General features: G+C 33.1%; 30 protein-coding genes. 5 read left to right on the forward strand and 25 right to left on the reverse strand.

Annotated features, from left to right (window positions below; all coding sequences use genetic code 11):
- Nucleotides 1–62: 62 nt before the first annotated feature.
- The 16 genes from BUR19_RS09995 to BUR19_RS10070 all read right to left on the reverse strand — a co-directional run bounded on the left by BUR19_RS09995 (nt 63) and on the right by BUR19_RS10070 (nt 12328).
- On the reverse strand, nt 63–1709 hold the full coding sequence (locus tag BUR19_RS09995) for a hypothetical protein (RefSeq protein ID WP_074235187.1): 1647 nt from the start codon (nt 1707–1709) through the stop codon (nt 63–65).
- A gap of 10 nt (nt 1710–1719) precedes the next feature.
- Nucleotides 1720–2598 carry a phage baseplate protein gene (locus BUR19_RS10000; RefSeq protein ID WP_074235188.1) on the reverse strand — a complete coding sequence of 293 codons (879 nt, stop codon included), beginning with the start codon at nt 2596–2598 and terminating at the stop codon, nt 1720–1722.
- Nucleotides 2595–3071 (reverse strand): hypothetical protein, encoded by a 477-nt coding sequence (locus BUR19_RS10005; protein WP_074235189.1) that lies wholly within the window; start codon nt 3069–3071, stop codon nt 2595–2597. The genes BUR19_RS10000 and BUR19_RS10005 overlap by 4 nt, the downstream gene beginning before the upstream one ends.
- Nucleotides 3061–3948, reverse strand: a complete 888-nt coding sequence (locus tag BUR19_RS10010) for a nucleotidyltransferase (RefSeq protein ID WP_074235190.1) — start codon at nt 3946–3948, stop codon at nt 3061–3063. The genes BUR19_RS10005 and BUR19_RS10010 overlap by 11 nt, the downstream gene beginning before the upstream one ends.
- A gap of 1 nt (nt 3949) precedes the next feature.
- Nucleotides 3950–4252, reverse strand: coding sequence for a hypothetical protein (locus BUR19_RS10015; protein ID WP_074235191.1), 303 nt, complete (start codon nt 4250–4252; stop codon nt 3950–3952).
- The gene (locus BUR19_RS10020) at nt 4221–4769 is read right to left on the reverse strand and encodes a phage holin family protein (protein WP_074235192.1); all 549 of its coding nucleotides are present in this window, start codon (nt 4767–4769) and stop codon (nt 4221–4223) included. Before BUR19_RS10020 ends, BUR19_RS10015 begins: the two co-directional genes overlap by 32 nt.
- 2 nt (nt 4770–4771) lie before the next feature.
- A complete protein-coding gene (locus BUR19_RS10025; protein WP_139297305.1) occupies nt 4772–4963 on the reverse strand; it encodes a hypothetical protein in 192 nt (63 codons plus the stop codon).
- Between the two features lie 14 nt (nt 4964–4977).
- The gene (locus BUR19_RS10030; protein ID WP_074235194.1) at nt 4978–5460 is read right to left on the reverse strand and encodes a hypothetical protein; all 483 of its coding nucleotides are present in this window, start codon (nt 5458–5460) and stop codon (nt 4978–4980) included.
- Nucleotides 5460–6431 (reverse strand): late control protein, encoded by a 972-nt coding sequence (locus BUR19_RS10035; protein ID WP_074235195.1) that lies wholly within the window; start codon nt 6429–6431, stop codon nt 5460–5462. The genes BUR19_RS10030 and BUR19_RS10035 overlap by 1 nt, the downstream gene beginning before the upstream one ends.
- On the reverse strand, nt 6431–7054 hold the full coding sequence (locus tag BUR19_RS10040) for a DUF6046 domain-containing protein (RefSeq protein WP_074235196.1): 624 nt from the start codon (nt 7052–7054) through the stop codon (nt 6431–6433). The genes BUR19_RS10035 and BUR19_RS10040 overlap by 1 nt, the downstream gene beginning before the upstream one ends.
- A complete protein-coding gene (locus tag BUR19_RS10045; RefSeq protein ID WP_074235197.1) occupies nt 7054–8922 on the reverse strand; it encodes a hypothetical protein in 1869 nt (622 codons plus the stop codon). The genes BUR19_RS10040 and BUR19_RS10045 overlap by 1 nt, the downstream gene beginning before the upstream one ends.
- A gap of 200 nt (nt 8923–9122) precedes the next feature.
- On the reverse strand, nt 9123–9668 hold the full coding sequence (locus BUR19_RS10050) for a hypothetical protein (protein ID WP_074235198.1): 546 nt from the start codon (nt 9666–9668) through the stop codon (nt 9123–9125).
- A gap of 72 nt (nt 9669–9740) precedes the next feature.
- Nucleotides 9741–10160 carry a hypothetical protein gene (locus tag BUR19_RS10055; RefSeq protein ID WP_074235199.1) on the reverse strand — a complete coding sequence of 140 codons (420 nt, stop codon included), beginning with the start codon at nt 10158–10160 and terminating at the stop codon, nt 9741–9743.
- Nucleotides 10161–10162: 2 nt separating this feature from the next.
- The gene (locus tag BUR19_RS10060) at nt 10163–11335 is read right to left on the reverse strand and encodes a DUF2586 family protein (protein WP_074235200.1); all 1173 of its coding nucleotides are present in this window, start codon (nt 11333–11335) and stop codon (nt 10163–10165) included.
- Nucleotides 11313–11798, reverse strand: coding sequence for a hypothetical protein (locus tag BUR19_RS10065; protein WP_175565893.1), 486 nt, complete (start codon nt 11796–11798; stop codon nt 11313–11315). The genes BUR19_RS10060 and BUR19_RS10065 overlap by 23 nt, the downstream gene beginning before the upstream one ends.
- A 26-nt stretch (nt 11799–11824) precedes the next feature.
- Entirely contained in the window at nt 11825–12328 is a 504-nt protein-coding gene (locus BUR19_RS10070; protein WP_083600737.1) for a lysozyme, read from the reverse strand.
- A 358-nt stretch (nt 12329–12686) separates the two neighbouring features.
- Between BUR19_RS10070 and BUR19_RS10075 the strand changes: the two genes are divergently transcribed.
- Both BUR19_RS10075 and BUR19_RS10080 read left to right on the forward strand, forming a co-directional pair.
- Nucleotides 12687–12977 carry an oxidase gene (locus BUR19_RS10075; RefSeq protein ID WP_074235202.1) on the forward strand — a complete coding sequence of 97 codons (291 nt, stop codon included), beginning with the start codon at nt 12687–12689 and terminating at the stop codon, nt 12975–12977.
- 13 nt (nt 12978–12990) lie between these two features.
- Nucleotides 12991–13476 (forward strand): hypothetical protein, encoded by a 486-nt coding sequence (locus BUR19_RS10080; RefSeq protein ID WP_139297306.1) that lies wholly within the window; start codon nt 12991–12993, stop codon nt 13474–13476.
- Between the two features lie 294 nt (nt 13477–13770).
- Here the strand turns inward: BUR19_RS10080 and BUR19_RS10090 are convergent, their stop codons facing one another.
- From BUR19_RS10090 to BUR19_RS10125, 9 genes are all read right to left on the reverse strand, one after another.
- Nucleotides 13771–13989 carry a hypothetical protein gene (locus BUR19_RS10090; protein WP_139297307.1) on the reverse strand — a complete coding sequence of 73 codons (219 nt, stop codon included), beginning with the start codon at nt 13987–13989 and terminating at the stop codon, nt 13771–13773.
- A 140-nt stretch (nt 13990–14129) separates the two neighbouring features.
- Nucleotides 14130–14795, reverse strand: coding sequence for a DUF3164 family protein (locus tag BUR19_RS10095; protein WP_074235205.1), 666 nt, complete (start codon nt 14793–14795; stop codon nt 14130–14132).
- Nucleotides 14779–14943, reverse strand: coding sequence for a hypothetical protein (locus tag BUR19_RS18960; RefSeq protein ID WP_175565894.1), 165 nt, complete (start codon nt 14941–14943; stop codon nt 14779–14781). The genes BUR19_RS10095 and BUR19_RS18960 overlap by 17 nt, the downstream gene beginning before the upstream one ends.
- Nucleotides 14927–15118, reverse strand: a complete 192-nt coding sequence (locus BUR19_RS10100; protein WP_074235206.1) for a hypothetical protein — start codon at nt 15116–15118, stop codon at nt 14927–14929. Before BUR19_RS10100 ends, BUR19_RS18960 begins: the two co-directional genes overlap by 17 nt.
- A gap of 5 nt (nt 15119–15123) precedes the next feature.
- Nucleotides 15124–15414 (reverse strand): hypothetical protein, encoded by a 291-nt coding sequence (locus BUR19_RS10105; protein ID WP_074235207.1) that lies wholly within the window; start codon nt 15412–15414, stop codon nt 15124–15126.
- A gap of 15 nt (nt 15415–15429) precedes the next feature.
- On the reverse strand, nt 15430–16059 hold the full coding sequence (locus BUR19_RS10110) for a P-loop NTPase family protein (protein WP_074235208.1): 630 nt from the start codon (nt 16057–16059) through the stop codon (nt 15430–15432).
- Nucleotides 16056–17006 carry an AAA family ATPase gene (locus BUR19_RS10115; RefSeq protein WP_074235209.1) on the reverse strand — a complete coding sequence of 317 codons (951 nt, stop codon included), beginning with the start codon at nt 17004–17006 and terminating at the stop codon, nt 16056–16058. The genes BUR19_RS10110 and BUR19_RS10115 overlap by 4 nt, the downstream gene beginning before the upstream one ends.
- Nucleotides 16990–19044: a hypothetical protein gene (locus BUR19_RS10120; RefSeq protein ID WP_139297308.1), complete on the reverse strand. Its 2055-nt coding sequence runs from the start codon at nt 19042–19044 to the stop codon at nt 16990–16992. The genes BUR19_RS10115 and BUR19_RS10120 overlap by 17 nt, the downstream gene beginning before the upstream one ends.
- A gap of 145 nt (nt 19045–19189) precedes the next feature.
- Nucleotides 19190–19396 carry a hypothetical protein gene (locus BUR19_RS10125; RefSeq protein WP_074235211.1) on the reverse strand — a complete coding sequence of 69 codons (207 nt, stop codon included), beginning with the start codon at nt 19394–19396 and terminating at the stop codon, nt 19190–19192.
- Nucleotides 19397–19469: 73 nt separating this feature from the next.
- Between BUR19_RS10125 and BUR19_RS10130 the strand changes: the two genes are divergently transcribed.
- From BUR19_RS10130 to BUR19_RS10140, 3 genes are all read left to right on the forward strand, one after another.
- Nucleotides 19470–20279, forward strand: a complete 810-nt coding sequence (locus BUR19_RS10130) for a LexA family transcriptional regulator (RefSeq protein WP_074235212.1) — start codon at nt 19470–19472, stop codon at nt 20277–20279.
- 691 nt (nt 20280–20970) lie between these two features.
- Nucleotides 20971–21672: a response regulator transcription factor gene (locus tag BUR19_RS10135; RefSeq protein ID WP_074235213.1), complete on the forward strand. Its 702-nt coding sequence runs from the start codon at nt 20971–20973 to the stop codon at nt 21670–21672.
- A gap of 3 nt (nt 21673–21675) precedes the next feature.
- Complete coding sequence (locus BUR19_RS10140; RefSeq protein ID WP_074235214.1) at nt 21676–23067, forward strand: sensor histidine kinase; 1392 nt, start codon at nt 21676–21678, stop codon at nt 23065–23067.
- Nucleotides 23068–23209 lie beyond the last annotated feature (142 nt).

Raw genomic sequence — 23209 nt, forward strand, 5'->3', positions numbered from 1 at the left:
GTTTTTAAATGACTAGTAATTTTAAATTAATAGAATTCTTAGTCACTGTTATTAAATATTTATTATATAATTTTAAATGCCTTAGTTATAATTAATGTTGGAGCTTCTGCCTGATTTGGGCTTTCTGTATTATTACTTCCTATACCTTTTAATTGTGCCGATAAAGCATACCCTGAATTGTTAGATATAGTAATGAAACCCACTTGAGAACCATCAGTAATAGTAAGCAAGTTGCCTAATTTAGTAATACTTAAAACTATTGTTTTAGAAATGGTACTCTGACCCGAATAATCAGTATTCCCCGTATTAGGATTAATGTTGGTTGACAATGTACCTCCAGCCCAAGTTTTTAAATATCTCCAAAAATGAATAGGTATAAAAGATAAAGAATTTTGTACGTTAGAATAACATACACCTATTCTTAAAATTTCTACCGCCGTGTAGACTCCAATGCTACTGTCTATAGGTATAGCACCTGTTGTAACTTGTAATTCTACATACCAGTCATCACCTTGATCAAACATTTTTGAAGATAGAAAAGATATTACTGGCGTTGCCGTTACTTGATTTACTTTATTTTCAATCATATTAACCTGTGCGCCTGCTCCTGTACTCATATCATTTGTAATATAGGTACTATCAACCAACTTGTTCCAAGTAATTGAAGAAATATCGATATTCTCTACTGAGGAAACTATCTTAAATTGTAAAGAAGTCGTTAATATTTTTGCACCACTTTTAAGCCTCAATTTATAGTCTCCTATGGATAGAGCATTATAGTTATAATAGAAAACCAAAGATAATCCATCAGCATATAAACTAATTTGAGAATTGGGTACAGTTGCTAGAACTACATTATCCGAGGCTCTTAATATTTCTATAGACATAGAATCTGCATTAAGATACAAATTAGCCCCTCTCAAAACCAGGTACACATCATTGTCTTCTCTCTCAAACAAAGGAGGCGAAATAGTATTTACCGACATCATACCTGCACTTCCTGCTCCCCCATTGAGTATCTGACCAAATTCCAATGCTTCTGCCTGAGACCAAGTTAGAGCAGTGGCTTTAAATGCTTGAAATCCTATTTTCCCGAATTGTCCTGCTGTATTCTTTCCTACAAAATCTGTGAATAAAGTATCATTTGATTTATCCGGCAAATTTTTCAAAAACCAAGGATTACCGTTCGTTTCCCAAGTCCAGGAGTCTCCATCACTTTGGGTTTGGACATAACTGCCATCTGTTGTATTATCGGAATTAGTTACGTTTTTTCCAAAATCATCTATTGCAACCGCTCTTCCATCTATCCCTAAAACATAAGTTCCCCTTTCTCCATTATCCGGATTATCTACTTTTTTATAGGCATTACCATTATGAGTAAACCCATTTTCATCTACATAATCTATAGTTCCTACATTGGGCGGCAACTCTCCAACATTAAGAGCATCTTTCCAAGCTTGAGCATTGATATTAGACGCATCTGTTTTTGCATAATATTGCAATTGTGAAGCATCTGCTTTGTTACCCAACACTGTAGACAGACCACTAATACCACTCATTGGTATTTGTGAACTCTTATGATAATAGCTGTTCAGCAAGCCGTGGAATTGAGATTGCGTAGGCTTTGCACCTGTCACAAACCAACTTTTAAGTGTTGTAAGAGGAATTATTATTAATTGATCGGGATTATTACCAGTATCTAGTGCCATAATTGTTATTTTAGTTTGTCGGACCGATATATTCTATAAATCTAACTACCCTGTAAGGTTGTAAGTTATTATGTGGTAGACCGCTACCTTCTTCAGTTGTGTATGATGTTCCGGCTGTACCATTTACTGCTATGGGAGTATTGGAACTACCTGTCCCTCTTGTGTACGAACCATATAAAAATCTATGGCTGTGTCTTGGCATTTCATCTTTTGATAATATATGAGTTCTTTCTCCACCTTCTACTTTGTAATTATCAATAGAACCGAAATCACTATCGTTTGGCAACCAACCTACAGGTACACGTCCTTTTAAATCTGTACATTCTTGCCAATCCTTAGGAATAGCAACTGTTGAAGGCTTATTCCAGATAGCAATCATGCCAATTGGTATTGCAGATGGTTTAATTTCTAATGCTGCAACTTTTGCCTCAAGACTAGCGATTCTCGCTTCGTGATTAGAAAGACTTGTGCTGTGATTAGCAATACTATTATCATGGCTTAGTTTAAAAGCCTCAATTTCTGTTGTCTTAAAAATTCTTTTAAAACGTGACCAAGCATAAGTATCTTCTGGGCCTGCTGTTCCAAATCTTACTTGCCTTTTGTAAATAACATCTCTTTGTTCTGCATCCTGGAAAGTTGCTTTAACAGGTTCTACAGTAATAATAACCGTATCTGATAAATTACCTGCCTGAAACGGTAATAGTTCACCATTTAAAAATACTGTACCATCTGTAACTGAAGATCCATTAACCTGACATCCAGAAATAATAGCAAAATCACCAGCCAAATTTCCTAATTGATTAAAAAGATTATATGAAGTTTGTAAGGCGTCTAGAATATTAGTAGAGAGTGGAAAACCACCTGTTTGATTAAAATTGATATAATTCATATCGTAATTATTTTGTAGCGTTTTGTCGCTAATTTGTAAAAATCTATTAAGTATTTTATTTTGTAAGCATCATATTCGACAGCTGATGGAACTCTAACATAAAAATCCACTCCAGTATCACCATAATCATCATCACTATAAATATATAATGTCCCAAGATTCTTAATAAGATCTAATTGACCGATGATTTGCACTTCCGGATAGATGTAAATGCGATCATGCAGATTCCCATCATCTATTTCTATTCTTCTAAGTTGTCGATCGTATTCCTCATTCAGTACCGCTCTTAAGTAGCATTTTTGTCCATTATGGTTGACGTTGAATAAATTGTCCTCACGATTAATTATAAAGGAGTCATATAATTTAGAAATTGGAAAGATCAATGATTTGAGATAAGCTTTCATCTTTTTACCTCTAAGAAAAGTTGGTAATAGCAGCAAAGCCAGTTTATCAATATCTATATTATACCACATATTCTATAATTGTTTTATATTCTTCATTTGAGAGCGACCAGGTAAAATATCCACTTACCGGCAGGGTTTCTCCTTTGATATCTTTCAAACTTCCGTAACCATTAGAAGCTGTATCAATCCAAGAAGTTTTTGCATATTCTAATCGTGGGTCCAATACACCTTCTACAGCCTGTAGTTTATCTACAAGGTGATTGAGAACTAACATCCCATTAAATGGTAACTCTTTCATATAGGCAGAAATAGCTTCAACTACTGGGAATTCTCCACCATCTGATTTTAGAATCTTCATCCCATTTCTGTTTAGTACCATGGGATCAATTTTAATTGTTAGTTTTAACTGAAGTCGATCTGGCACATAATTGAGAACTGTAATTTTCACACCGGCATCTTTAATCTCATTAATGTATGCATCGAAACTGAACTTTTCATCTTCACCAATTGGTTCCAAGAGTCCATTTTTTTCAGTGGCAATCTTTACAATCAATCGACTTTCAATCGAACTTTCTGTAACAGCCGCATATTTAATAATTTTTGAAGCTGCAATCTGCTCCGCAGTGTAAGTTGCATTATTGAATTGGTCTGTATCCTCAATTAATTTAAAATCCAAGCCTACACCATATTGAAATGCCAAAGCTTTATTCCTATACCATCTCGCAGTATGAGGTTTTAATTGAGTTAATGCATCTAAAACCTCAGCTTTATGAGTATCAAACAGAGTTTCTAACACCCAAATCGCATAAGCAACAACATAAATAAAAAGTTTCCAAATTGATGTTTTGCTATTGGTTGTTAACGAGTCCGTTAAGCCTGATAATTCGGTTTGAGTTTCTTTAGCGCTTAAGATCGAGTCCTGGATCTGCTGTAATGTTCTTGCCATTTTAACTTATTTTAAAATCATAATATATGTACCAGTAACCGATACCTTCTAATATTTCTTCTTCCGGATCAACTGTCAATGCAGTTGCAGGTTTTATGTTTTTTGCAGTATAAAAATCTAATATTTCCTGATCTTTTACTATTGTTTCCGGAATCAGAAGAGACATTCCTACAGTTAGATCATCTGTGATGCTTATTCCGTTTGCGATTGATAAATCGAATGCGTTCAAAACGTTTCCCGTATGCTGTATAGCAAAGTCTAAAAGTGATTGATTATGTAGAACTGCTATTGTCGTTGTTGCCATTGGTAATTTCTTTTACAGTTGTAACCGTTTTTTTTGCTTTGCCGGTCATTTTTTTTAAATAATTCCAGATATCAAATCCTGCTTTGGGGAGATTCTCAAAAAAGATTGAATAAAACTCTATCGCACAACTGATTGCAATTGCAACCAAAGTAAGAGTTACCTCGTGTTCTGTATATTGGTTACTCCCAAAAGATTTGATTTTGAAAATAATCTCTATCCCGTAAGTAAGAATGATAAAAAGGAAATAAGTAACACTCTTTATTATTGAAAGTCTTGTTTTTTCGCTGGTAAATCCTGTGTTCCAAAACTTTGTTGTCTTGTCTGATTTTTCCCATTGGTTCCAGGAAGCCATTATTCCTGTGACATAATCTGCAAGCATCAAAATCAATAAGAGAAAAAATGCTTTTTCAAAATTGGATAAGCTTACTACTCCAACAGCAGGAATCAATACCGAAGGCTTTTTGATAGTCGCCAGAATTGCTACAAGATGTTGTTTATAAATTATAAATTCTTTCATTATTATTCAATACTTGTAACTGTAACTGGACCATTAGGCGCAGTTGCCATAATTGTCATTTTTTTCACTTCATTTATAATTGCGGCTGCTAATTTTGATGAAAAGTTCTTTCTTGATGATTCGGGATTGTCTGTTTCATCAGCACATTCTAACATTACATTTTCAATTTTATCTGCTAGTATTTGTTCGGACATTGGCATATTTAAACCTATTTTAAAAAGTTTTTAAATCTATTTTCAACACTTTCAAACTGAAGATCATTAACTAGTGTTATTGTACTCCCTGTATTGGTCGTGAATTTCATCTGACGAATAGCTGTAATCAAATCAACCATCAGTTTTTTCAGCGTTTCATTTTCTTTTTTGAGCAAAAAGCCATCTTTATCAATATTGAAATTAACATTATCAATCTTCCAATCAACTGCTTCTACTTCACTATACACTTCTACATACAACCAATTAATATCTTCTTCTATAGGCGATACCAAAACCGATGAGCCAACAAGTGGAAAAATGAATAATTGATTTTTTTTTCCATCAACGATAGAAGAAAGCTGTACATCTTCATATTGGATTTCTCCATCATCTACCGTACAAGTGCCTGATTCTTTGTCTACACTTATAACCTCTGCAGGAAAAGTAGAAATGGACCTGGCTTTGAGTGCTGCAAATGCCTTTTGTAAATCGTTCATTATAATTTATTTCCTAATGTTACTTTTCTTCTGGCTCCACTGGTTCCAAATGTGGTCACTACTTTTTTTATAAAGTAGTTTCCTTCTCTGTTTTTGTGTTCAGTATCTATAATTTCAGCTGCCATACCTCTTGTTGCAAAAGGAATCAAAAAAGAGGTTAAATCACCTGTGAATCCACCATTTTTAGCGTCTTTGAAAGCTTTCTCCGCCATCTCTTTTATAACCGCTTCACTCACAACACCATCTATATTCATTGTATTCTCTTCTCCATCTTTATCACCGGTAGTATATGTTTTTCTTTTATTGGTTTTTTTGTCTATCCAAGTCCTTACAATCTTTATTTTTTTGTCTTCGTTAGATATAAACTGCAGATTATTTTCAACCAGATTATAGTTAAGATCATATATTACTCTCTCTCCAATATTGGTTGCCTGCTCTAATCCGCAATACAGACTGTAATCATCATCTATAAATACCGAGAGACTAACATTTGCTTTCAGTTCTTGCAGAGCCTGCGCGCCATTCTTATTTTTGACGGTATATTTTGTAATCTCATAATTCGGGATTTTTGTGGATAACTGGATTTTTGTGCCGGAAACAATTGTTTCTAAAATTGTTTTTAAGGTTGTTTTACCCCAATTACCCTTAACACTTTTTCTTCTCAACAACCACATTGCATCTTCACAATGAATCTCAACAATAGGTGTCTTTGGATTAATTTTGCTTACATATCCAACAAACTCAACTCCTTCATATTTTCCGTCATAGGCTAATATTATCTTTACAGAATCCTCAACCTTGATAACTTCTTCAATATATTTTTCCTCATTATTATCTTTGATTTTGAACTTTGTGGGAACTTTGATAACTGCTGTATCTGATAATTCTTCTACCGATTTTGTTATCTCCACATCATTAACCGAATCAAAGACAAAATTTCCAATTTCTATTTTTGCAGAGAGAGTATACATTAGATAAGAGTTGCTAGATTAAGATTACTTACTGTATCTATTATTTTAGATCTGTCTTTCAAATCAGCATAAAAATCCTGATCACTCACTGCACTAATACTGTATCTCTGCATTCCTGCTTCTCCTGACATCTCATCAAACTTGATATCTGTCAAAACCATATTTCGAATCTCGAAGAGTTCCAGAAAAGGATTCGAAATAACTTCTAAAGCTTCGCTCAGATCAAACATATTCTTCAGTTCACGAACCTGTTCTGTAGGATAAGAGTCCCAATCATTTTCATTAACGCAAACACCTTTTATACTGATTTTATAATCTTCAGACGATATATATTCTTTCACAGATCCTTTTCGTTCTTTACCTACCGTTGTAGTTTCAACAATCTTTTTATCACGTTGCAGGGAGATCAACGGTTCATTTGGAAAGACGAATTGATTTCCTTTTTTATCAGCAACTTTTAAAGTTGTAAAATACCGTCCACCTAAAAGAAGATCCTTTCCTATATTATTAAGTGATGGAAAAACAAATTTAGTTTTGTTTGTAAGCCACCAGCTCGGAAATGCCGGACCTACATAATCAAAATGTGCTCTTGCAACCAACTCTTTAAAATCAAATTCTGCCATTATCCTATTTGCATTTGGTTAACACTATTTACTGCTCTTAACAGTATTTCTTGTACTTTATCTCCTAAGTTAGACAGCCCTTGTTCTGTCTTATTAACTTGTATTACCGTCTGGTCTTGTAGCTTGCCTATATTGATTACAATATTGGTCTGTTTGTTACCCCCTTCTGTAATACCATCTCCTTGCGCTCTGTTTTTTGCAACTTGATTTGCAGGAGTTTTGGATAATTTTTTATCACCATTACCTAACAGATCTTTTATTCCATCATTATAATCTTTTGCATTACCTTTTTTATCACCAGTAGATCCTTTAAAAGCTTCGAGCGTATTGTTGAAATCATTTAATATTTTTTTTCCATTAATACTTAATCCCATTTGCCCAACTGCTTTTGCTGCATCGTGACCACGATTTAAAGTACCTTGGACGTATGTTTTCCCATTTTTTTGAAGAGATTTTTCATTTTCCTGAAGTTTGGCTGTAAACTCAGATGTAACTTCTTTATTTAATGATTCATAAGCTCCTTTAAAATCAAAACTTAAAGCCTTCTTGACCGCTTCTCCTACATTGCTTATTTTCTGACCAATCTTATCAAATATTTCAAAAGCGGTGTACCGTAACTTATTGAATAAATAAATTGCAATATCAATTCCCATTGTGAAATCTGCTTTCACCTGTTGCCACCAAAGTTTGATCAAACTCCCAAGCGCTGTAAAAGTTGCTCCCCAACCATCTGTATATTTAATTAACAACCCTATTACTGATATCAATGCAACAATTCCTATAATAATCCAGGTTATTGGACTAATTGCCATAACCAAGTTGAAAATCCCAAAAGCAATTGCAGCATCCAAAATATAAGGCGCCAATGGTTTTAAGAATTCTATAACAGCACTTAAACCTGTTGAAAACAAATCAATAACTACGAGCAAACCTGAAAGCATACCTCCGAAAAGATCTGTTGGTTCTCCAATACCATTTCCAAATGCTACATCAATAAACTCTTTTATTGAATCAATAACTGGTGATAAATATTGCATAGCCAAAGCACCGAAGACTTCAAAATAACCTCCAATTGTTACTAGAAAATTCCACCATTCTTCTTTAATATTCGCAATCTGACCTGCAGAAGTTTGGGAAAATTTTTCCATAGAGCCAGACACACCATCCATTGCGCCATAACTTGCTACAGCATCTTTAATTGCCTGTCCATTATTTGCAACTTCTTTGGTAACGCCTTTGAAAGTCATTCTGATTTTATCACCTTGTTTAGAAGCGTCGATACCCAATGCTTTCAGACCTTCGAACTGTCCTCCTTGCGCACCTAGAATAGCTCCTGATAAATCATCAAAGGATTTGCCTTGTGAGGTTGCCAAATCACCTAACTTCATCATTTCATCATAAGTAGGATATATTCCATTTTTGGTAAGATTTGTAAAACTTCCCACGACATCGTTCAACTGATAAGGCGTATTTTTTGCAAAATCTGTGAGCATAGCCATAGCCCCCGAACCAATTTTATCTCCTAAAGCGTTATTAAGCTCATTACTCATTTTTTTATATTCGTTTCGAGCCTCAATTGCCTTATCTATAAAATCGGACATTGATGTTATTCCTGTTAATTTTTCAAAACCAACACCTGCAATTTCACCGGCTTTCTTTCGAAAATTGCTTATTTTTTGAATATTTGCGTCCAATTTTTCTCCCATACTTATCAGCTTAGAAGAAACTTTGTCACTTAATACTATATTTTTTAATTTATCGGTAAAACCTTTCGCTTTGGTTGTAACTACACCAAAAAGATCTGCAACCTTTTTTAGTTGAGAGCTGGCTTGATCCTTAAGTGTTGCTATAAAATTGAATGCGTTCATTTATTTAGTTTCTGATGCTTTCTTTTCCTGCTGGCGTATAAAGTGCAGGTCTTGTATTTTTTCTGCCCACTCTTCATCACTCAATAAATCAGGATTAGGAATATGCAGGTAGTAATTGATATAGGCATTGTAGAGCCTAAGATCTATGATCTGAGAATAATCTCTTGCCGATGCGTCATCTGTATCGATAACCGCATCGTTTAAAGCTTTTTTAAGCTTGCAATTTTTTTGTTTTGCAACTTCTCAATTGCTTGGTATAGAGGAAATCTGATTTGTGGATTATCCTTATCATTGTAAGCAGCATCTTTTGATAAAACAATTTGATCAAATAATGCTTCTTGTGTCTGGAAAGGTTTGCCAGATGGGTTTCTTTTTTCAGCCATTCTGATATCTTCCCTTGTAATCACTCTCACAGTACATTTGGAATCTTCCACAGTGATTTCGGTGCCATTTTTCACTGTTTTAGTTACGGCATCGGGATAGTTAAAAAAGTCTACTAATTCTTTACGAGCCGGCAAGAAGTACTCGTCATTTTTACGAATTTCTTCATCACCTTCCAACCACAAAGTATTAAGCATATCTTCTCCAAAAGCAATATCGCCACCTTTTTGCATGGCTGTAAAAGCTCTTTTAAAATCTGGCATTCTCGGTTCTCTTAGAAATACAGATTTGTCCTCAATAGGTAGTTCATACACACCTCCGTATTTTTCTTTCCATTCTTGAATTTGTTCTGCTGTTACTGTCATTGTTTTGTTTGTTTTTTTAAATAAAGACCCGCCTTGTGACAGGTCTTTATTCGAGTTAGAATTTATATAGAGTTAGGATTGTGGTTTCACATCAAGGAAGATGATTGGCAATTCAACCGACATATTTTTGTCTCCTTGAGCCATTCCTTTTTTCACCTCGGTAAATTCACATCCTTTCAAGATATCAACAACCGTTTGTCCTCCATCCTCTGGTACATAAGAAACCACTAGATCAAAGTTCAGTTTCAAGATATCCTTATCTTTAGCATCTCTGATCATAGCTTCTAGCTCAGATTGCCATAGAGTCAGCTTTCCTTCGCAAGATCTATTACCACGGGTAATTTTATGTGGCGTGTTTCCTCTACCGTATAACAATTCTTTCTCTTGTTTTTTTGTGTATTCTACGGCTGTTGCTCCTGTTACGATTCTCCCACCCATTACGATAGAGAGATCAGACCAACTGTATTGTTTTGAATCAAAAGTATTTGGCATAATTATTCAGCGTTAGTTGTAAATCCAATATTTACGGTTATATATTTTGCGTATCCGACTGGCAATAGTGCAACCTGCATTACAACTTCACCTGTTGAAACTACATTTTGATTAGGGTTAATATTTACATTAACATCACTTAGATTACCAGGTTCAACCATTAAAGATCTAATTTGAGTATCTACTGCAGATTGCCAAGACTTAATAATAGAAGGGTGAATAGTTCCGTCTGTATTTACAGGAACCTCGTCTTTTAAAAACTCCAACAACATATCATAAGCAATAAGCATTGCTTTATCCATAACAAAACCATTTGCTAAAGATTTAAAATCATCTGTTGGTTTGGTAAGAGTAACATCATCAGAAAAATAGAATCCGCTTCTTCCTGCATAATTTTGCAAGAAAATATAGCCTTTTCCGTCGATAGAACTCCATTGAGTTGATAGAGATTCTACTTTGCTACCATCTGTAAAATAAGCAGAGTTATTTTCTACAGCACCATCTCTTACACGTCCGATGTTTCTCTGAACAGGCGTACTTGCCAACCTACCTAGAGCTAAACCAACAGAAGCATCTTTTTGGCCATCTGTATTACTTAACAAGATAGAAACACGATTGTAATTAGATAAAGAATAATTTTTAAGAGTCGTGAAATTACCTGTAAAAGCATTTCCGGAAAGCACAACTCTGAATGGCATATACTTACCTGTAAAATAATCAGCTAATTCCTGCGCTTTTTCCACCGCATCAATAACATCTTTATCTAAACTTTCTAAGGGAGTTACTGTTCCTTCAAATTTCTTGACAACACCTAGTACGCGTATTTTGCCGGCTGCATCAGAAATTAATTTTTTTGCAAAATTTGGCTCTATGTCCTTGTCCAAGGCATCTTTCATAGTAGATGTAATCAGCATAAACCATAACTCTGCATTTTCTCCCGCATAGTCATAAAATGCTTTGATATGCTTGTAAGCAAATGAATTTACTCCTGATGCTTCGATACCTAAATCTTTAGCTTCTTGCAAAGAAAAAATTTGGTATGATTCACCAGCAAATACTTTATCATCTCCAGTTACAGTTACACCTGTAACAAGTAGTCCTGGTGTTTTTTGGATGTCGGCCTGACTTTGGCCAAGTCCATTTGTTGAAATATTAAACTTTATGTATGGTAACATTTAAAAAAAATTTTATAATTAATAAAATGATAAAACAAACCAATATACCTAGTCCAAAAGCTTTTACTAAATCCCAAAATGTATAGCCAGTATCGGTTGTTACATTTTTATTATTGATTTTAGTATCCGTTTTTTGGCTTTCAAAATCCTGTCTGATGTTTGCTGTCAAGGCTAAACTGTCACACTCTGCACTTACTCGTATGGTGTCGTGAAGTATCTTCAAAACGACCTTCGCATTTCCATTTTTTTGGATCATAGTGTTAGACATTCTAGTAATAACATCTCCATCTTCACATTTTGAAATAGCATTTAAAGGGATTTGTAAACTTGTTGAAGCCTTAGGAGTAAACAAGATTGTATCACGATATTTTGTAATCTTAACAGAACTAGTTCCTGTTACAATTTCGCTGGTTTGGGTTACCTGCCGATTGGTACGGCAGGCACTCAAAACAAGTAACATCATGAGACAAGATATGGTACTATATATTTTCATATTGTGTTTAAAAAATATAAATCGGCTTCTTTTTTTCTACGGTTTTTGAGACCGAGAATTGGTTTTCCGTTATCGTAAATCCATCTCATAAATTGGGCTCTTATTTCCTTATCGTTCGGATTAATATTGACCTTCTTCAAGAGTGTAGATTTGTTAAACGCGCCTATTCCTACATTGTAACAAAAAGACACCAAAGCGTTGAACTGATTTTGCTTAAGGCTAATTTTTACATTTTTATTGACGTTATCGACATATCCCTGCAGCGTATTCATAAAGAGTTTTTGCTCTCTTTCTTTTGTAATTGTATCGCCGGGCTGTACTTTTTTTCCGTCTTCATACCTGATGATTCCTCGTCCAATCGTCCAAACTCCTCCTGTGTCTTTGTAAGAGGTATATCTAACGCCTTCTAAATCGGAAAGAAATTTCTGGCCTGATAAATCAAACATTTTTTTACTTTCCTCTTCTTGAATTAGTTGAATACCAAAGTTGTTTACAATCATTTTTAAGCTTTAATTTGATGTTTAAATAGGCAACCAAATCATGTTTATAAGCATTCGTCCTTTTTATAAATAAATAACCATTGACAGAATAATTGCCATTCAAAAAATGTTTACCATTCTTTTGTCTGATATCACATTATCTATTAAAAGTTTTAGAAGAATAACTGATAACTTCGTCACCGGTGACTATGATTTCATATTCTACTGCCTAAATCTTCGATACAAAATTGCCGGATTTTATTATCGAAAAGAAATCGCCAAACAATGGTTGCCAATATTCTGGAAAAAGCAGTTCAGTTTTTGGAAATGAGCGTTTCAAAGGTTTCATACAAATTGTAGAGAAACGAATTTTGTGTCAATGAAAGACTTTTTATTTACAGACGATTTAGTTATTAAAAATGGTGATTTTGCTGTTGATTATTCCGACAACCAACATCAGAAACACATTTTAGTAGCTTACAAGGGAGAATACAAGCAATCACCTGAACTAGGTGTGGGCATAGAGCAAATGTTAAAAGACGATGACATTACTCCGGTATTGATTGAAGCGAAGAAAAACCTTCAGTATGATGGTGTGGATGTGAAGAACATCTATTTCACAGATGAGGGAAGGTTGGTTATTGATGGGAATTACAAAAAAAATAATTAACAAGATAGAAATTATGACACCTAGAAAAGAATTATTTTTAGCAGTAAAAGATGCACTAAACGGCATTGAGGGAATAGAGTATGTTGACATTTTTCGAAAACAGTTTAATTATCCAAATGAGACGGTATTAAATTATTGGACTTCTGCGCTTATCAGATTTCGTTCTATTGAATATGAAACTATGACAGAACAATTTCTGGAAGGAGAAGTAAAATTGGATGTGATTCTATATTGTAAAGAAGGATGGATCGAGCAATATAATAATGAACTTATGGAAATTGATTTATTGGATGCTATTGCAGAAAAGTTGCAGTTTTTAAAAGGTATTCAATTTAAACCAATCCAATTATTGAGAGAAGGTATTGAAGATGAGTCTTGGGATAACACCGAAATAAAACTTACAGAGTCGGTTGTTGCGTATCATCAATTATTCAGTACAACTATTTATCATCAATTAAAACAGAGATATCAGTATCAGAGTTTAAAGAATATTAATTAATAATAAAAAAGACCAAAATAATTTATATTTTGGTCTTTTTGTTAAGATTAAGTTTCGGAAGAATAGATACCTGTACCTTTTATGATTGCTCTAACTGTCCTTTCACTAATAAAAAAATGATCAGCTGTTTCTTTTTCTAGGGCACTAATCCTCCATTGTGGATTTTTTTTCTCCAACTCAGTAAAGAATGTTCTTACTTTTACATTACGCTTTAAAAATCTATGATTATCAGACATTAATACAAAAATAAAAAGTTATTTTCTTTTTCACAAGTTGGGTTTTCATACTAACTCTTTAAACTAATTTTGGTTTAACATCAAACTCTTTTAGAGCAACGCTTTTTATTGTGTTCAAGCAATTGGCATCTTCATAATCCTTAAGCGCATATGTCTCGTAAAGAGGATAATCTCTAGCACTTGTGCTAATCTCCAAAGTCAAAATGGTATAGCCCTTTTTTTCTAATGCAGATTTGAGCTCATCAAGTGAGTACCAATATGAATTAATTTTCATCATCTTTTTATTTGTTAGAATATAGCTGGTACAGTCTTACGGTTTTCTGATTGTTATATTGTAAACAATTATACCTACAGAAACTCCAAAGATGAAACAAACACCTGATATCAAAACAACTATATCTAATTGTGAATTTGTCATCATATTGTAAATCTAAATTCCAATTTTCTTGGCACCGAATCTATCTCTATAAACTTCCAGCCACTGATATACATACTGTTTTGTCTTCTCTGTTGTGCATCAAAGATAATCTTCAGCCCTTCATCAAATCTTTTGTCATTAAACTGATCTTTTAATTTGGATAACTCAATAATCTTGGCTGGATTTAGCATTCCTGTTTTAAAATTAGGTTTCAGGAAAGTATTAACTGCAGCAGATAATTTCTTATTATTATCATCACCTGTTGATAAGGAGTTGATAAACTCTTTTATTTTCTCGACACCTTGGCTTTCTGTACCATCAAATCCTATAGTAACGTTGTATCCAATGGTAATACTTGCACTGCCATCTTCTAATGTTGATGTATGGCTGTCTTGTTGATGTACTTTTGTACCATAAACAGAAGCTTTCAAAGCTTGTAGAGGTTTATAATCGTTCCATAGTTTTTTTATTAAACTATCCGTGATATTATGATGTAAAACCAAATCATCAATATTACTGTTTACAAACTCGGAAGAAAGTTCTTTATAAGTCTGTATATTCTTACTTCTGTTTTCTCTCTCTATTTTATCTAATTCTCTAGCATCCTGAATTATTTTTTTGCGTTCTTCTGCTGATAAAGATTTGATATCAATTACTGTTTCCATTTTGTATGTTTTTTAATTTTCTTTTTATTTTATATAAGTCTATCATTAATAAGTTTCTCTCTTCATTATCATCACATTCTTCTATTTTGCTTTCCAGATTTACTACTGTTTCTTTCAACTCGGCTTCTATCTCAATATTCGGTTTCATTTTTATTGATGATTTTATGTTCTTTGAAAAAATAAGCATTCAATCTTGGGTCATATACATATTTACCAATTTTCTGTGATTGTTGTTTCTTTGCTATAGCTAGAGTATCTATTGCTCTATTCAGTTCTATTTGTTTCTGTTCATTGGTTGTTAATTTTCTTCCGTCTTCACTCATGTTATTTATTTTAATTGATTTAATGCTTTTTCAATCTCGGGATTATATTTTTTATAGTTTTCCAGAGGTTCCCATATTTCATTTTTTAAGAAATACTGTAATCTGTCATCTCCATATTTCATTGTTGGTGATTCCCAATTGTTTGTAAGAATCCACTCATAGATGTCAAAAATCTTAGAAGTGGTACTTTTTTCTTTTCCGGCAATGTAAATATGGATTGCTACTCGTTCCGCCCAATCCAGAACTTCAAAAATGCTGTCTAGCTGTAATACTTTGAAAAGTACGTCTTTGTTCATGTTGTATTTGATATTTTAATTGTTTGTTGATTGTCCCCAGTATTTTATTGCACCTTCTTTCCATATGATATATCCTTTTTCCCATTCTGGTCCCAGATAACGTCCTTTTGAAAATGCTTTGAACCCTTCTACCCAGATTTTCAAGTCTGCGTCGTATTGCACTCTGAGAGCTGTTTTCCCCATTGGCTTGCTACCATCCATCTGACTATTGAAAATGAAAAGCTTATTATGGTATTTTCTTTTTAGTAGGAGGTATCTTTCCCAGTTGAGGTCTGTATATTGCCAGCTGTCTATGATAATAATATCCGGGCTTTGTCTTTTATCCAATCTTATTTCAAGCTCCGATATACTTTCATTAATCAATTGAATTCTTCTGCCGCATTCTGCTACATTTTGTTGTTTCCAGGCTTCCTGCATTGTAAGAGAATTGCCTTCTTCCAAAGAATTATACAAGACTCGTCCGTATTTTGATAAAGCTTTTGCTAATTGTAACATAAAAGCCGTTTTACCATTACCCGAATTACCTGAAATAAACCATACCCCTCTAGACTCTGGGTGTTTAAAATTGTCGTACCAGCTGCCGTCCCATTTTATCAGATTATATTTTTTTGTAAGGATATCTGTTGATGATAATGCTTTTTTCATAATGGTGGAAGATTTAAAACTTTTCTTACCAGGTTCTCTGTTAATGGTTCTCGCAGCCTATCTGCTTCTCGCATAGCCGGAACTAAAACATCATGCAACTCTCTATAACTTGTGCAATAATTCTGAAGAAATTTGACTAAGTCTTTATCTTGAAAACCGCCAACAAATTCTGAAAAATTGGTATCAATTGATTTCAAATATCTAATCCCGAATTTGATTCGGCTATAAAATTGCGGCATCCCATCCTTATTTTTTTTCCTTAATTGTTCTAATTTTTTGATTAATTGATCGGTTCCAATTAGAATAAGCCCACAGTGTTGATTTAGATGATCGTGTAGTTCTTTCATATTACAAAGTGTGGATTGTTTTAGATATTCTGCTTCATCAAAAATTAAAATAGGTTCATATCCTTCAAGTTTTAGACTCGTAAGCTTTTTGATGATATCCTTAATTCTTTTTGATTTACTTGTTCCTGATTGGATTTTTAATGATTCACAAATCTTATCTAACAAATCAGAAATAGTATCCATAGATCCTACTGTTATTTTGAAGGCATCTTTGATATAGCTCTTCACAAAAAGATCAGACAAATAGCTCTTTCCACATCCGGTTTCTCCGATAATGATATTTGTATATCCGAATTCTTTAGCATCTTCCAAGACTCCTAAAATTTGATTAAACTGAGGTGTAACCTTTGTTCTCCAATATTCTTTTTCCATTTTAAAGCCTATGCTTTTTGCGATTTGTCGGTAATATTTGGGGTGTATCATCACTTTTTTATCTTCACCTGCCATCACAAAATCTTTCCCATTTCTTATTTGGCTGATATAATTTGAAGGAATATTGTAAGAATCGGAAAACTCATTGGCAGACATCTCATTTTTTTTCAAATAATCTTCAAGTTTTTCTGTTATATTTAACTTTAAATCTTTATTCATTTTCTTCATTAATGTATTTGTTGATATCTACTTTGTTAGACCAATAATCCTTTTGATCATTTTGCCACGTTTTGTCTTTTTTCTTTTCAATCACTTTATTTTGGGTTTCCAATTTTTTTCTGGCATTTAGTATTTTTTCTTCATTTAACCTGTTCTTATGTTGTCCCTTGCTGTCCATAATCAGCATTTTCGCTAATGTGTTGTCCAGATTAGGATTACTAATAAATAACTGATTAACTGTGTTGTAATCCTTAAGTTGATTTTCCAAAATGAAGTTTTTTGTGTTTCTGTTGAACTGGTTAATTTTATTTAATTCCTCAGTGTCTCCTTTTTTACGATCATACAAAGCCATAGGCTGTATATGTTTTTGTAAAAGAATAAAGTTTAAGTTTTGATCCTCATTGTACGCTAACACTTCACTTAAATCATTTGAGTCAAATTTGATTATCCAATCCAGATGAGAGTGCATTCTAAAATTGATATCAAAACTGTCATATTCTCTCTTTCTACCATTAATAGATATATGAAGACCATTGTGACTAACCTTATTTGTAAATCCTGTTGTCTCACCAAAATGCATTAGATATTCCTTTTTGTTAAATAGCCTTTTTGCATTTTCAGGTAATCTGCCATATCCTTCTAAATATTTTTCTCTGAGTTTGTTTCTATCGGTTTCTATCATTTGGATTAGCTGTTTCTCACACTCATTTTGACTTGGAAATGAGTGACGTATTTTATTTAAATATTCGCCATTAGGTTGAGTTCTTGACTTTATTCCTTGACCGCTCCAGTTTGGGGATAATTGACAATATGTTTTATTAAAATATTTAAACCAAGGTTCAATAACTTTCGACTTTGCATTACCCACTTTTGCAGGCGTAAATTTTTCTGAGACTATTTCATAAAAAGATGTCATTTCTTTTTTTGCGTAGTTATCTGCCTGTATTTGTAGAACTTTGTGTTTTTCTCCAAATAGTTCTTCTGTGTGTTGTACGGCATTTCTCAAAGCTGCTTTTATTAATGTTGCATTTTCTTGTGTTCCAATTGCATAACCCACAGGATATTTGATAAAGGGATCTAGCACAACAACCATTGTTAATCTATTATGATATGTTGTAACAGACTGGCCTCTTAATCCATTTCCTGTCTTCTGATAAAGAAGTTCAGCATTCCATCCATCGATAGTCCAATAAATAAGGGGCAGGGATGGTGTCTCTCGTTTTACCTGCATTGATATTTTGTTATCAAATCTTTTTTCACCGTTGGTTGCTGCAAAAGTTAAAAGACTCCATTTCGTTCTATAATTACCAATTGTACTCGCAGAAAGCTCTGCCCAATCTTGGATTTTGGCAACCGAATTATAAATAGTCACAATCTGTTCATTATCTAAGTTCCTATGATCCCTAAGTAATTGTCTTAAAACAGCTTCTTGTTTATGATCTTTTATTTTAGCAGCTTTTTTATTTCCAAAATTTTCTGAAACCAAGCTTTTATAACCTTCAACCTTATAAACATCCAGTTTTTCTTTTAATCGTCTTATCGATTTTGGTAATGTATGTCCTATTTCATTTTTCACATCTTCACTAGCTTTTGCTGCATCTTGCCAAACCATTGTTAACATTGCTTTCCCGCCTCTGCTTTTTCGGAATGTTATCATTTCTAAAATATAGATATCCAAAGCATTTAACATTTGAGCATTTATTGAATATTCATCCTGTTTTTCTTTTGATAATGATTTATAATCATCTAATAAATAATTGGTAAAAAACTCTTGGGCATCATAATCATCTTTGTAATAATTAAAAATTTGATTTTTAACTTTAGGTTTACTCGGATAACCTATCTTTTTAATAATTTTTGTTCTGAATTTTTCTGGTATACTTTCGAATTCTATTAAAGCAGTATTATTCAAACCTTTTCCCATTCTCACCCGATTGAACTTATTCAAACGACAATGTTTATCATAATTAGACTTAGTCATAATATTCAAACCATCATACAAAGCACGTCCTGGTATTGTTAAAATATTATTATAGAATTGATACATAGTTAAGCGTTGATATCATTTATAAATTATTTTATAAGGCAGTCCAAAAAACAGAATGTATTTTGCTTGTTGCTTGTTACCCGTTTTTGGATCTATAACATCTATTTTTTTGTAACAAAAAAAATAATGGATAAACTTTCTCATGTCATTGTTTATTTATTTCGTTTTCTAAAGTTGTTCTCATTTTCAATTCGATAGCTTTATATTCTGCTTTTATTTTATCTGGAAAAATTCCTACTCTGTCTCCAGTAATGCATTGCCGTACATATCTAGGAGTTATTGCATACTTTTTGCCTATCTCATTCAGAACAGCAGTATTATACTTGTTCCTTTTTTGTGTAATTTTGTTCATCTGTTCAATTTGTTCCTATTGTGTGAACAAATATAAACACAATTTGTGAATATATTCAAAAAAAATAAAAGATATGGAGTCTAAAATTGATAAAATACTAATACTCAATAAAATAAAATCACATTACGGTTTTAATACCGATGCCGATTTTGCACGATTTCTCGATATCAAACCTAATACTTTATCCAATTGGTACATTAGAAACACATTTGACCCAGAAAGAATATTCACAAAATGTGAAGATATAGATGGTAATTTCATTATATCTGGAGAAGAACCTATGTTGAAGGTAAATTCAGCTTTTGAAGCGAAGAAAGGAACTAATAAAAACAACCATTTACCTCAAGTCATTGTAGTAGACTCAAATAATGATGAAAACATCCCGCTAGTTCCTGTTAAAGCAAGAGCTGGATATCTAGACGGTTATTATAAACCAAAATTTATGCGAACATTACCTACATACAGAGTACCTGGATTAAATAATGGCACATTTCGTATGTTTGAGAATAAAGGAAATTCTATGCACCCAACATTACCCAATAGAAGTATTGCAGTTGGAGAATGGGTGGAAAACTGGAAAGACGATATAAGAGATGGAAGAATATATATTATCGTTCATGACGACTGGGAAGAATCTGAAGACGGTGTTCTTATTAAAAGATGTTTAAATAGAATTTCAAAATACAACAATTTACTCTGTAAGTCTGATAATATAGATAGAGTTAGTTACCCCAATATTAATCTTAATCCTATATATATAAAAGAAGTATGGGAGCTAAAAGGTGCTTTTACATTTGAATTTCCGGATCCATCTAATTTATTTAGTCGATTAGATGATCTTGAGGCAGAAATGGAACAACTTAAAAGAAACTTACTCAAATAACATCATTTAACTAAAACTCAACTAATTAGTGAAGCACTATAAAAATAAATAGGGGGTTCAGTTTATAAATTTAGTACCATTTTGTTAATTATATAATCAGTATACGTATACTAGAATATATTATTTAAATTAATAAAAGTAAGTCTTAAGGTCTATCTAAAGGGATGCGTAAATCCATTATGCTATCAATTATATCTCCGTGACAGATACATATAGAGTATTTGTTTTCTTTTGAACTCATAAAAATTTGACATTTAGTTATTTTATCAGAAATTAAAACAAACTAAAAATCACCATTTTAAACATCTTATTATTCGACTTTTTGTTTTTAATCATATAAACTAAAACTATTTAAGTATTAATACTGAATCCCAATTCCCCCTTTAAAACTAGTTTTGCCACACTAAAAAGTATTTATGTTTGGCGACTACGACAATTATATTATTATTTCGCTTGTAATAATTAATCTAATTCTGTTATTTCTTAACCTTAAAAAGAGATATCAATAAATTGGGTAGATTATTATTTTTTCTATTAGATGCAAAGCACGATACATCTTCCAACTACTTTGGTTTATTAGCTATTGTTGTTTTAGGCCTTGCACTTTTATCAACATCCAACAGAAGAGATTAATTATACTCCAGCAAAGTTTTTCTAATAACCGTAATTTTATATTTTTGTAGAATTAGTTATGAAAAAAATTATTCTGATAGAAGACGAATCCAGTGTTGTTTCCTTTATCAAAAAAGGACTGCAAGAATTGGATTATGAGATTTCCGTAGCTTTGGACGGCTCCACAGGTATCAAATTGGTCGAAGACAACGATTTTGATCTGATCATTTTGGATATTATGTTGCCTGATATCAACGGCTTGGAAGTCTGTAAAGAAATCCGAAAAAAGAATAAAACCGTTCCTATTCTATTTTTAACCGCTTTGGATTCTTCCGAGAATATTGTTCTTGGACTAGAAAGTGGTGGCGATGATTACCTTGTGAAGCCTTTCAAATTCATAGAATTGGTGGCAAGAATCAAATCTCTCTTAAGAAGAAGTGGACATAGCAACGGAACTGAATCTAACGAAATCGATGATGAAAATACTTATCAATTTTCAGATTTAACCGTTAACGATTACACCAAAAAAGTAACCCGCGCTGGAGCAGAAATTTCATTAACCTCAACAGAATATAAGCTTCTACTCTATTTTCTGAATAATCCGGAAAAAGTAATTTCCAGAGCAGAAATACTGGAAGCAGTTTGGGGAGTGAACTATGAACTGGGAACCAATGTTGTGGATGTTTACGTTAATTATCTCAGAAAAAAACTCGATAATCAGGATGATGACAAATTGATCCACACTGTCATAGGAATGGGCTATGTTCTAAAAAAATCTTAAAAAATGCTGAAAGGAAATCCTACCAACCAAACGAAAACAATGCTTCTTCTTATGCTGGTTTTTACAGTTGTAATTCTGCTGTTCAGTGGATTGGTATATTTTTCCATTGTTAATTTTTCGCATCAACGGTTTTACGAATTACTGAAAATCAGAGCTACAACAATTGTCCAAATTGAGAAAAGTAAAGAACATCTTGATATTCCTGAAAATCATATTCTGAATAGCTTGAATGACGAAGAACTCCCGATGGAAAAAGATTATGTTTTCGAGGTTCCGAAGGATTCTAATTACAGCCAGATTTCGAATCAAATTCATATTCCTGATACTTTTTTCAAAAGCATTGTAAAAAAAGGTGAAGCTAATTTTAACGATAAAGAGTTCTATTATATAGGACAATCTTTCACCTCAAACAACAAAACTTACATAGCAATAGCCTCTGCGCAAAACCATTATGTAGTTTATTATTTGGGCTACCTGAAAAGGACTTTGATTACTTGTATGGTTTTAGCATTATTCTTTTCGATGATCTTCTCTTTCTATTTATCGAAGACTTTATTCCGCCCGATTCTTAAAATTACGGGTAAAGTAAAAGAAATAAGTTCAGAAAATCTGCATCTTAGACTGGAGCCTCAGCCAGGAAATACTGAACTGAATGAATTGGTTGATACCTTCAATGATATGTTGAATAGAATTGAAACGTCTTTTGAAACACAAAACCACTTGATTGGGAATGTTTCTCACGAATTGAGAACACCTTTGACCTCGATTATGGGTGAAGCGGATGTTGCACTTTCAATCAGAAGATCGGAGGAACATTATCAGGAAACACTTCAGATTATTCTGAATGAAGCCGAAAAACTGGATAAGAAAATCAAGGCTTTACTGATGATAGCCCAAACGGGTTTTGATGGTAAAATCCAGAAAATGGATAAAGTAAGGATGGATCAGTTGCTTTGGGATGTTATCGAAACTGCGACAAGAATTAATTCTAAGAATAATGTTTTTATGGATATCAGTATGTTGCCCGAAAATCCTAAAAAACTGAAAGTCCAAGGTAACGAGCAGCTTCTGCACCTCGCAATGGCGAACATCATCAATAATGGTTGCAAATACTCTAATTTTCAACAGGTTAAAGTTTCTCTTGGTGCAACAGATGATCACGTTTATGTGATTATAAAAGATAAGGGAATCGGGATTCCGGATTCTGAGATGGATAAAATTTACGACCCCTTTTTCCGGGCTTCTAATACGAAAAACTATGAAGGTTACGGAATTGGTTTACCTTTGGCCAGAAACATTATCAGAATCCATAATGGTGAACTGATTGTGAATTCTAAAGAAAATGTTGGCACCACGGTTCAAATTCGTTTTCCTATTTATGTTCCCACGGAATAAAACGTTGAATCACTCGCAGCCCGACTTGAGCGGAAATCCTTTTTTGCTTGTACTAAAGTTCTATTAAGAGAAAAAGCTTCTGCAAAAAAGATTGGGAGCGGAAGGCGGAAAAGCTGCCCAAATCATTATTTACCTTAGATAG

Origin of the sequence: Epilithonimonas zeae (assembly GCF_900141765.1) — a bacterium.
Taxonomy (GTDB): Bacteria; Bacteroidota; Bacteroidia; order Flavobacteriales; family Weeksellaceae; genus Epilithonimonas; species Epilithonimonas zeae.

Bases quoted from the DNA above. Each gene is read 5' to 3' on its own strand.
- BUR19_RS18960 (WP_175565894.1), bottom strand. From the start codon at position 14,943: ATGAAACCGAATATTGAGATAGAAGCCGAGTTGAAAGAAACAGTAGTA.
- BUR19_RS10025 (WP_139297305.1), bottom strand. From the start codon at position 4,963: ATGTCCGAACAAATACTAGCAGATAAAATTGAAAATGTAATGTTAGAA.
- BUR19_RS10125 (WP_074235211.1), bottom strand. From the start codon at position 19,396: ATGAACAAAATTACACAAAAAAGGAACAAGTATAATACTGCTGTTCTG.
- BUR19_RS10005 (WP_074235189.1), bottom strand. From the start codon at position 3,071: ATGTGGTATAATATAGATATTGATAAACTGGCTTTGCTGCTATTACCA.
- BUR19_RS10080 (WP_139297306.1), top strand. From the start codon at position 12,991: ATGACACCTAGAAAAGAATTATTTTTAGCAGTAAAAGATGCACTAAAC.
- BUR19_RS10065 (WP_175565893.1), bottom strand. From the start codon at position 11,798: ATGATGTTACTTGTTTTGAGTGCCTGCCGTACCAATCGGCAGGTAACC.
- BUR19_RS10055 (WP_074235199.1), bottom strand. From the start codon at position 10,160: ATGCCAAATACTTTTGATTCAAAACAATACAGTTGGTCTGATCTCTCT.
- BUR19_RS10100 (WP_074235206.1), bottom strand. From the start codon at position 15,118: ATGAGTGAAGACGGAAGAAAATTAACAACCAATGAACAGAAACAAATA.
- BUR19_RS10040 (WP_074235196.1), bottom strand. From the start codon at position 7,054: ATGGCAGAATTTGATTTTAAAGAGTTGGTTGCAAGAGCACATTTTGAT.
- BUR19_RS10000 (WP_074235188.1), bottom strand. From the start codon at position 2,598: ATGAATTATATCAATTTTAATCAAACAGGTGGTTTTCCACTCTCTACT.
- BUR19_RS10070 (WP_083600737.1), bottom strand. From the start codon at position 12,328: ATGATTGTAAACAACTTTGGTATTCAACTAATTCAAGAAGAGGAAAGT.
- BUR19_RS10030 (WP_074235194.1), bottom strand. From the start codon at position 5,460: ATGAACGATTTACAAAAGGCATTTGCAGCACTCAAAGCCAGGTCCATT.
- BUR19_RS09995 (WP_074235187.1), bottom strand. From the start codon at position 1,709: ATGGCACTAGATACTGGTAATAATCCCGATCAATTAATAATAATTCCT.
- BUR19_RS10090 (WP_139297307.1), bottom strand. From the start codon at position 13,989: ATGATGAAAATTAATTCATATTGGTACTCACTTGATGAGCTCAAATCT.
- BUR19_RS10010 (WP_074235190.1), bottom strand. From the start codon at position 3,948: ATGGCAAGAACATTACAGCAGATCCAGGACTCGATCTTAAGCGCTAAA.
- BUR19_RS10120 (WP_139297308.1), bottom strand. From the start codon at position 19,044: ATGTATCAATTCTATAATAATATTTTAACAATACCAGGACGTGCTTTG.
- BUR19_RS10140 (WP_074235214.1), top strand. From the start codon at position 21,676: ATGCTGAAAGGAAATCCTACCAACCAAACGAAAACAATGCTTCTTCTT.
- BUR19_RS10130 (WP_074235212.1), top strand. From the start codon at position 19,470: ATGGAGTCTAAAATTGATAAAATACTAATACTCAATAAAATAAAATCA.
- BUR19_RS10015 (WP_074235191.1), bottom strand. From the start codon at position 4,252: ATGGCAACAACGACAATAGCAGTTCTACATAATCAATCACTTTTAGAC.
- BUR19_RS10020 (WP_074235192.1), bottom strand. From the start codon at position 4,769: ATGAAAGAATTTATAATTTATAAACAACATCTTGTAGCAATTCTGGCG.
- BUR19_RS10115 (WP_074235209.1), bottom strand. From the start codon at position 17,006: ATGAAGAAAATGAATAAAGATTTAAAGTTAAATATAACAGAAAAACTT.
- BUR19_RS10045 (WP_074235197.1), bottom strand. From the start codon at position 8,922: ATGAACGCATTCAATTTTATAGCAACACTTAAGGATCAAGCCAGCTCT.
- BUR19_RS10050 (WP_074235198.1), bottom strand. From the start codon at position 9,668: ATGACAGTAACAGCAGAACAAATTCAAGAATGGAAAGAAAAATACGGA.
- BUR19_RS10110 (WP_074235208.1), bottom strand. From the start codon at position 16,059: ATGAAAAAAGCATTATCATCAACAGATATCCTTACAAAAAAATATAAT.
- BUR19_RS10135 (WP_074235213.1), top strand. From the start codon at position 20,971: ATGAAAAAAATTATTCTGATAGAAGACGAATCCAGTGTTGTTTCCTTT.
- BUR19_RS10060 (WP_074235200.1), bottom strand. From the start codon at position 11,335: ATGTTACCATACATAAAGTTTAATATTTCAACAAATGGACTTGGCCAA.
- BUR19_RS10105 (WP_074235207.1), bottom strand. From the start codon at position 15,414: ATGAACAAAGACGTACTTTTCAAAGTATTACAGCTAGACAGCATTTTT.
- BUR19_RS10035 (WP_074235195.1), bottom strand. From the start codon at position 6,431: ATGTATACTCTCTCTGCAAAAATAGAAATTGGAAATTTTGTCTTTGAT.
- BUR19_RS10075 (WP_074235202.1), top strand. From the start codon at position 12,687: ATGAAAGACTTTTTATTTACAGACGATTTAGTTATTAAAAATGGTGAT.
- BUR19_RS10095 (WP_074235205.1), bottom strand. From the start codon at position 14,795: ATGGAAACAGTAATTGATATCAAATCTTTATCAGCAGAAGAACGCAAA.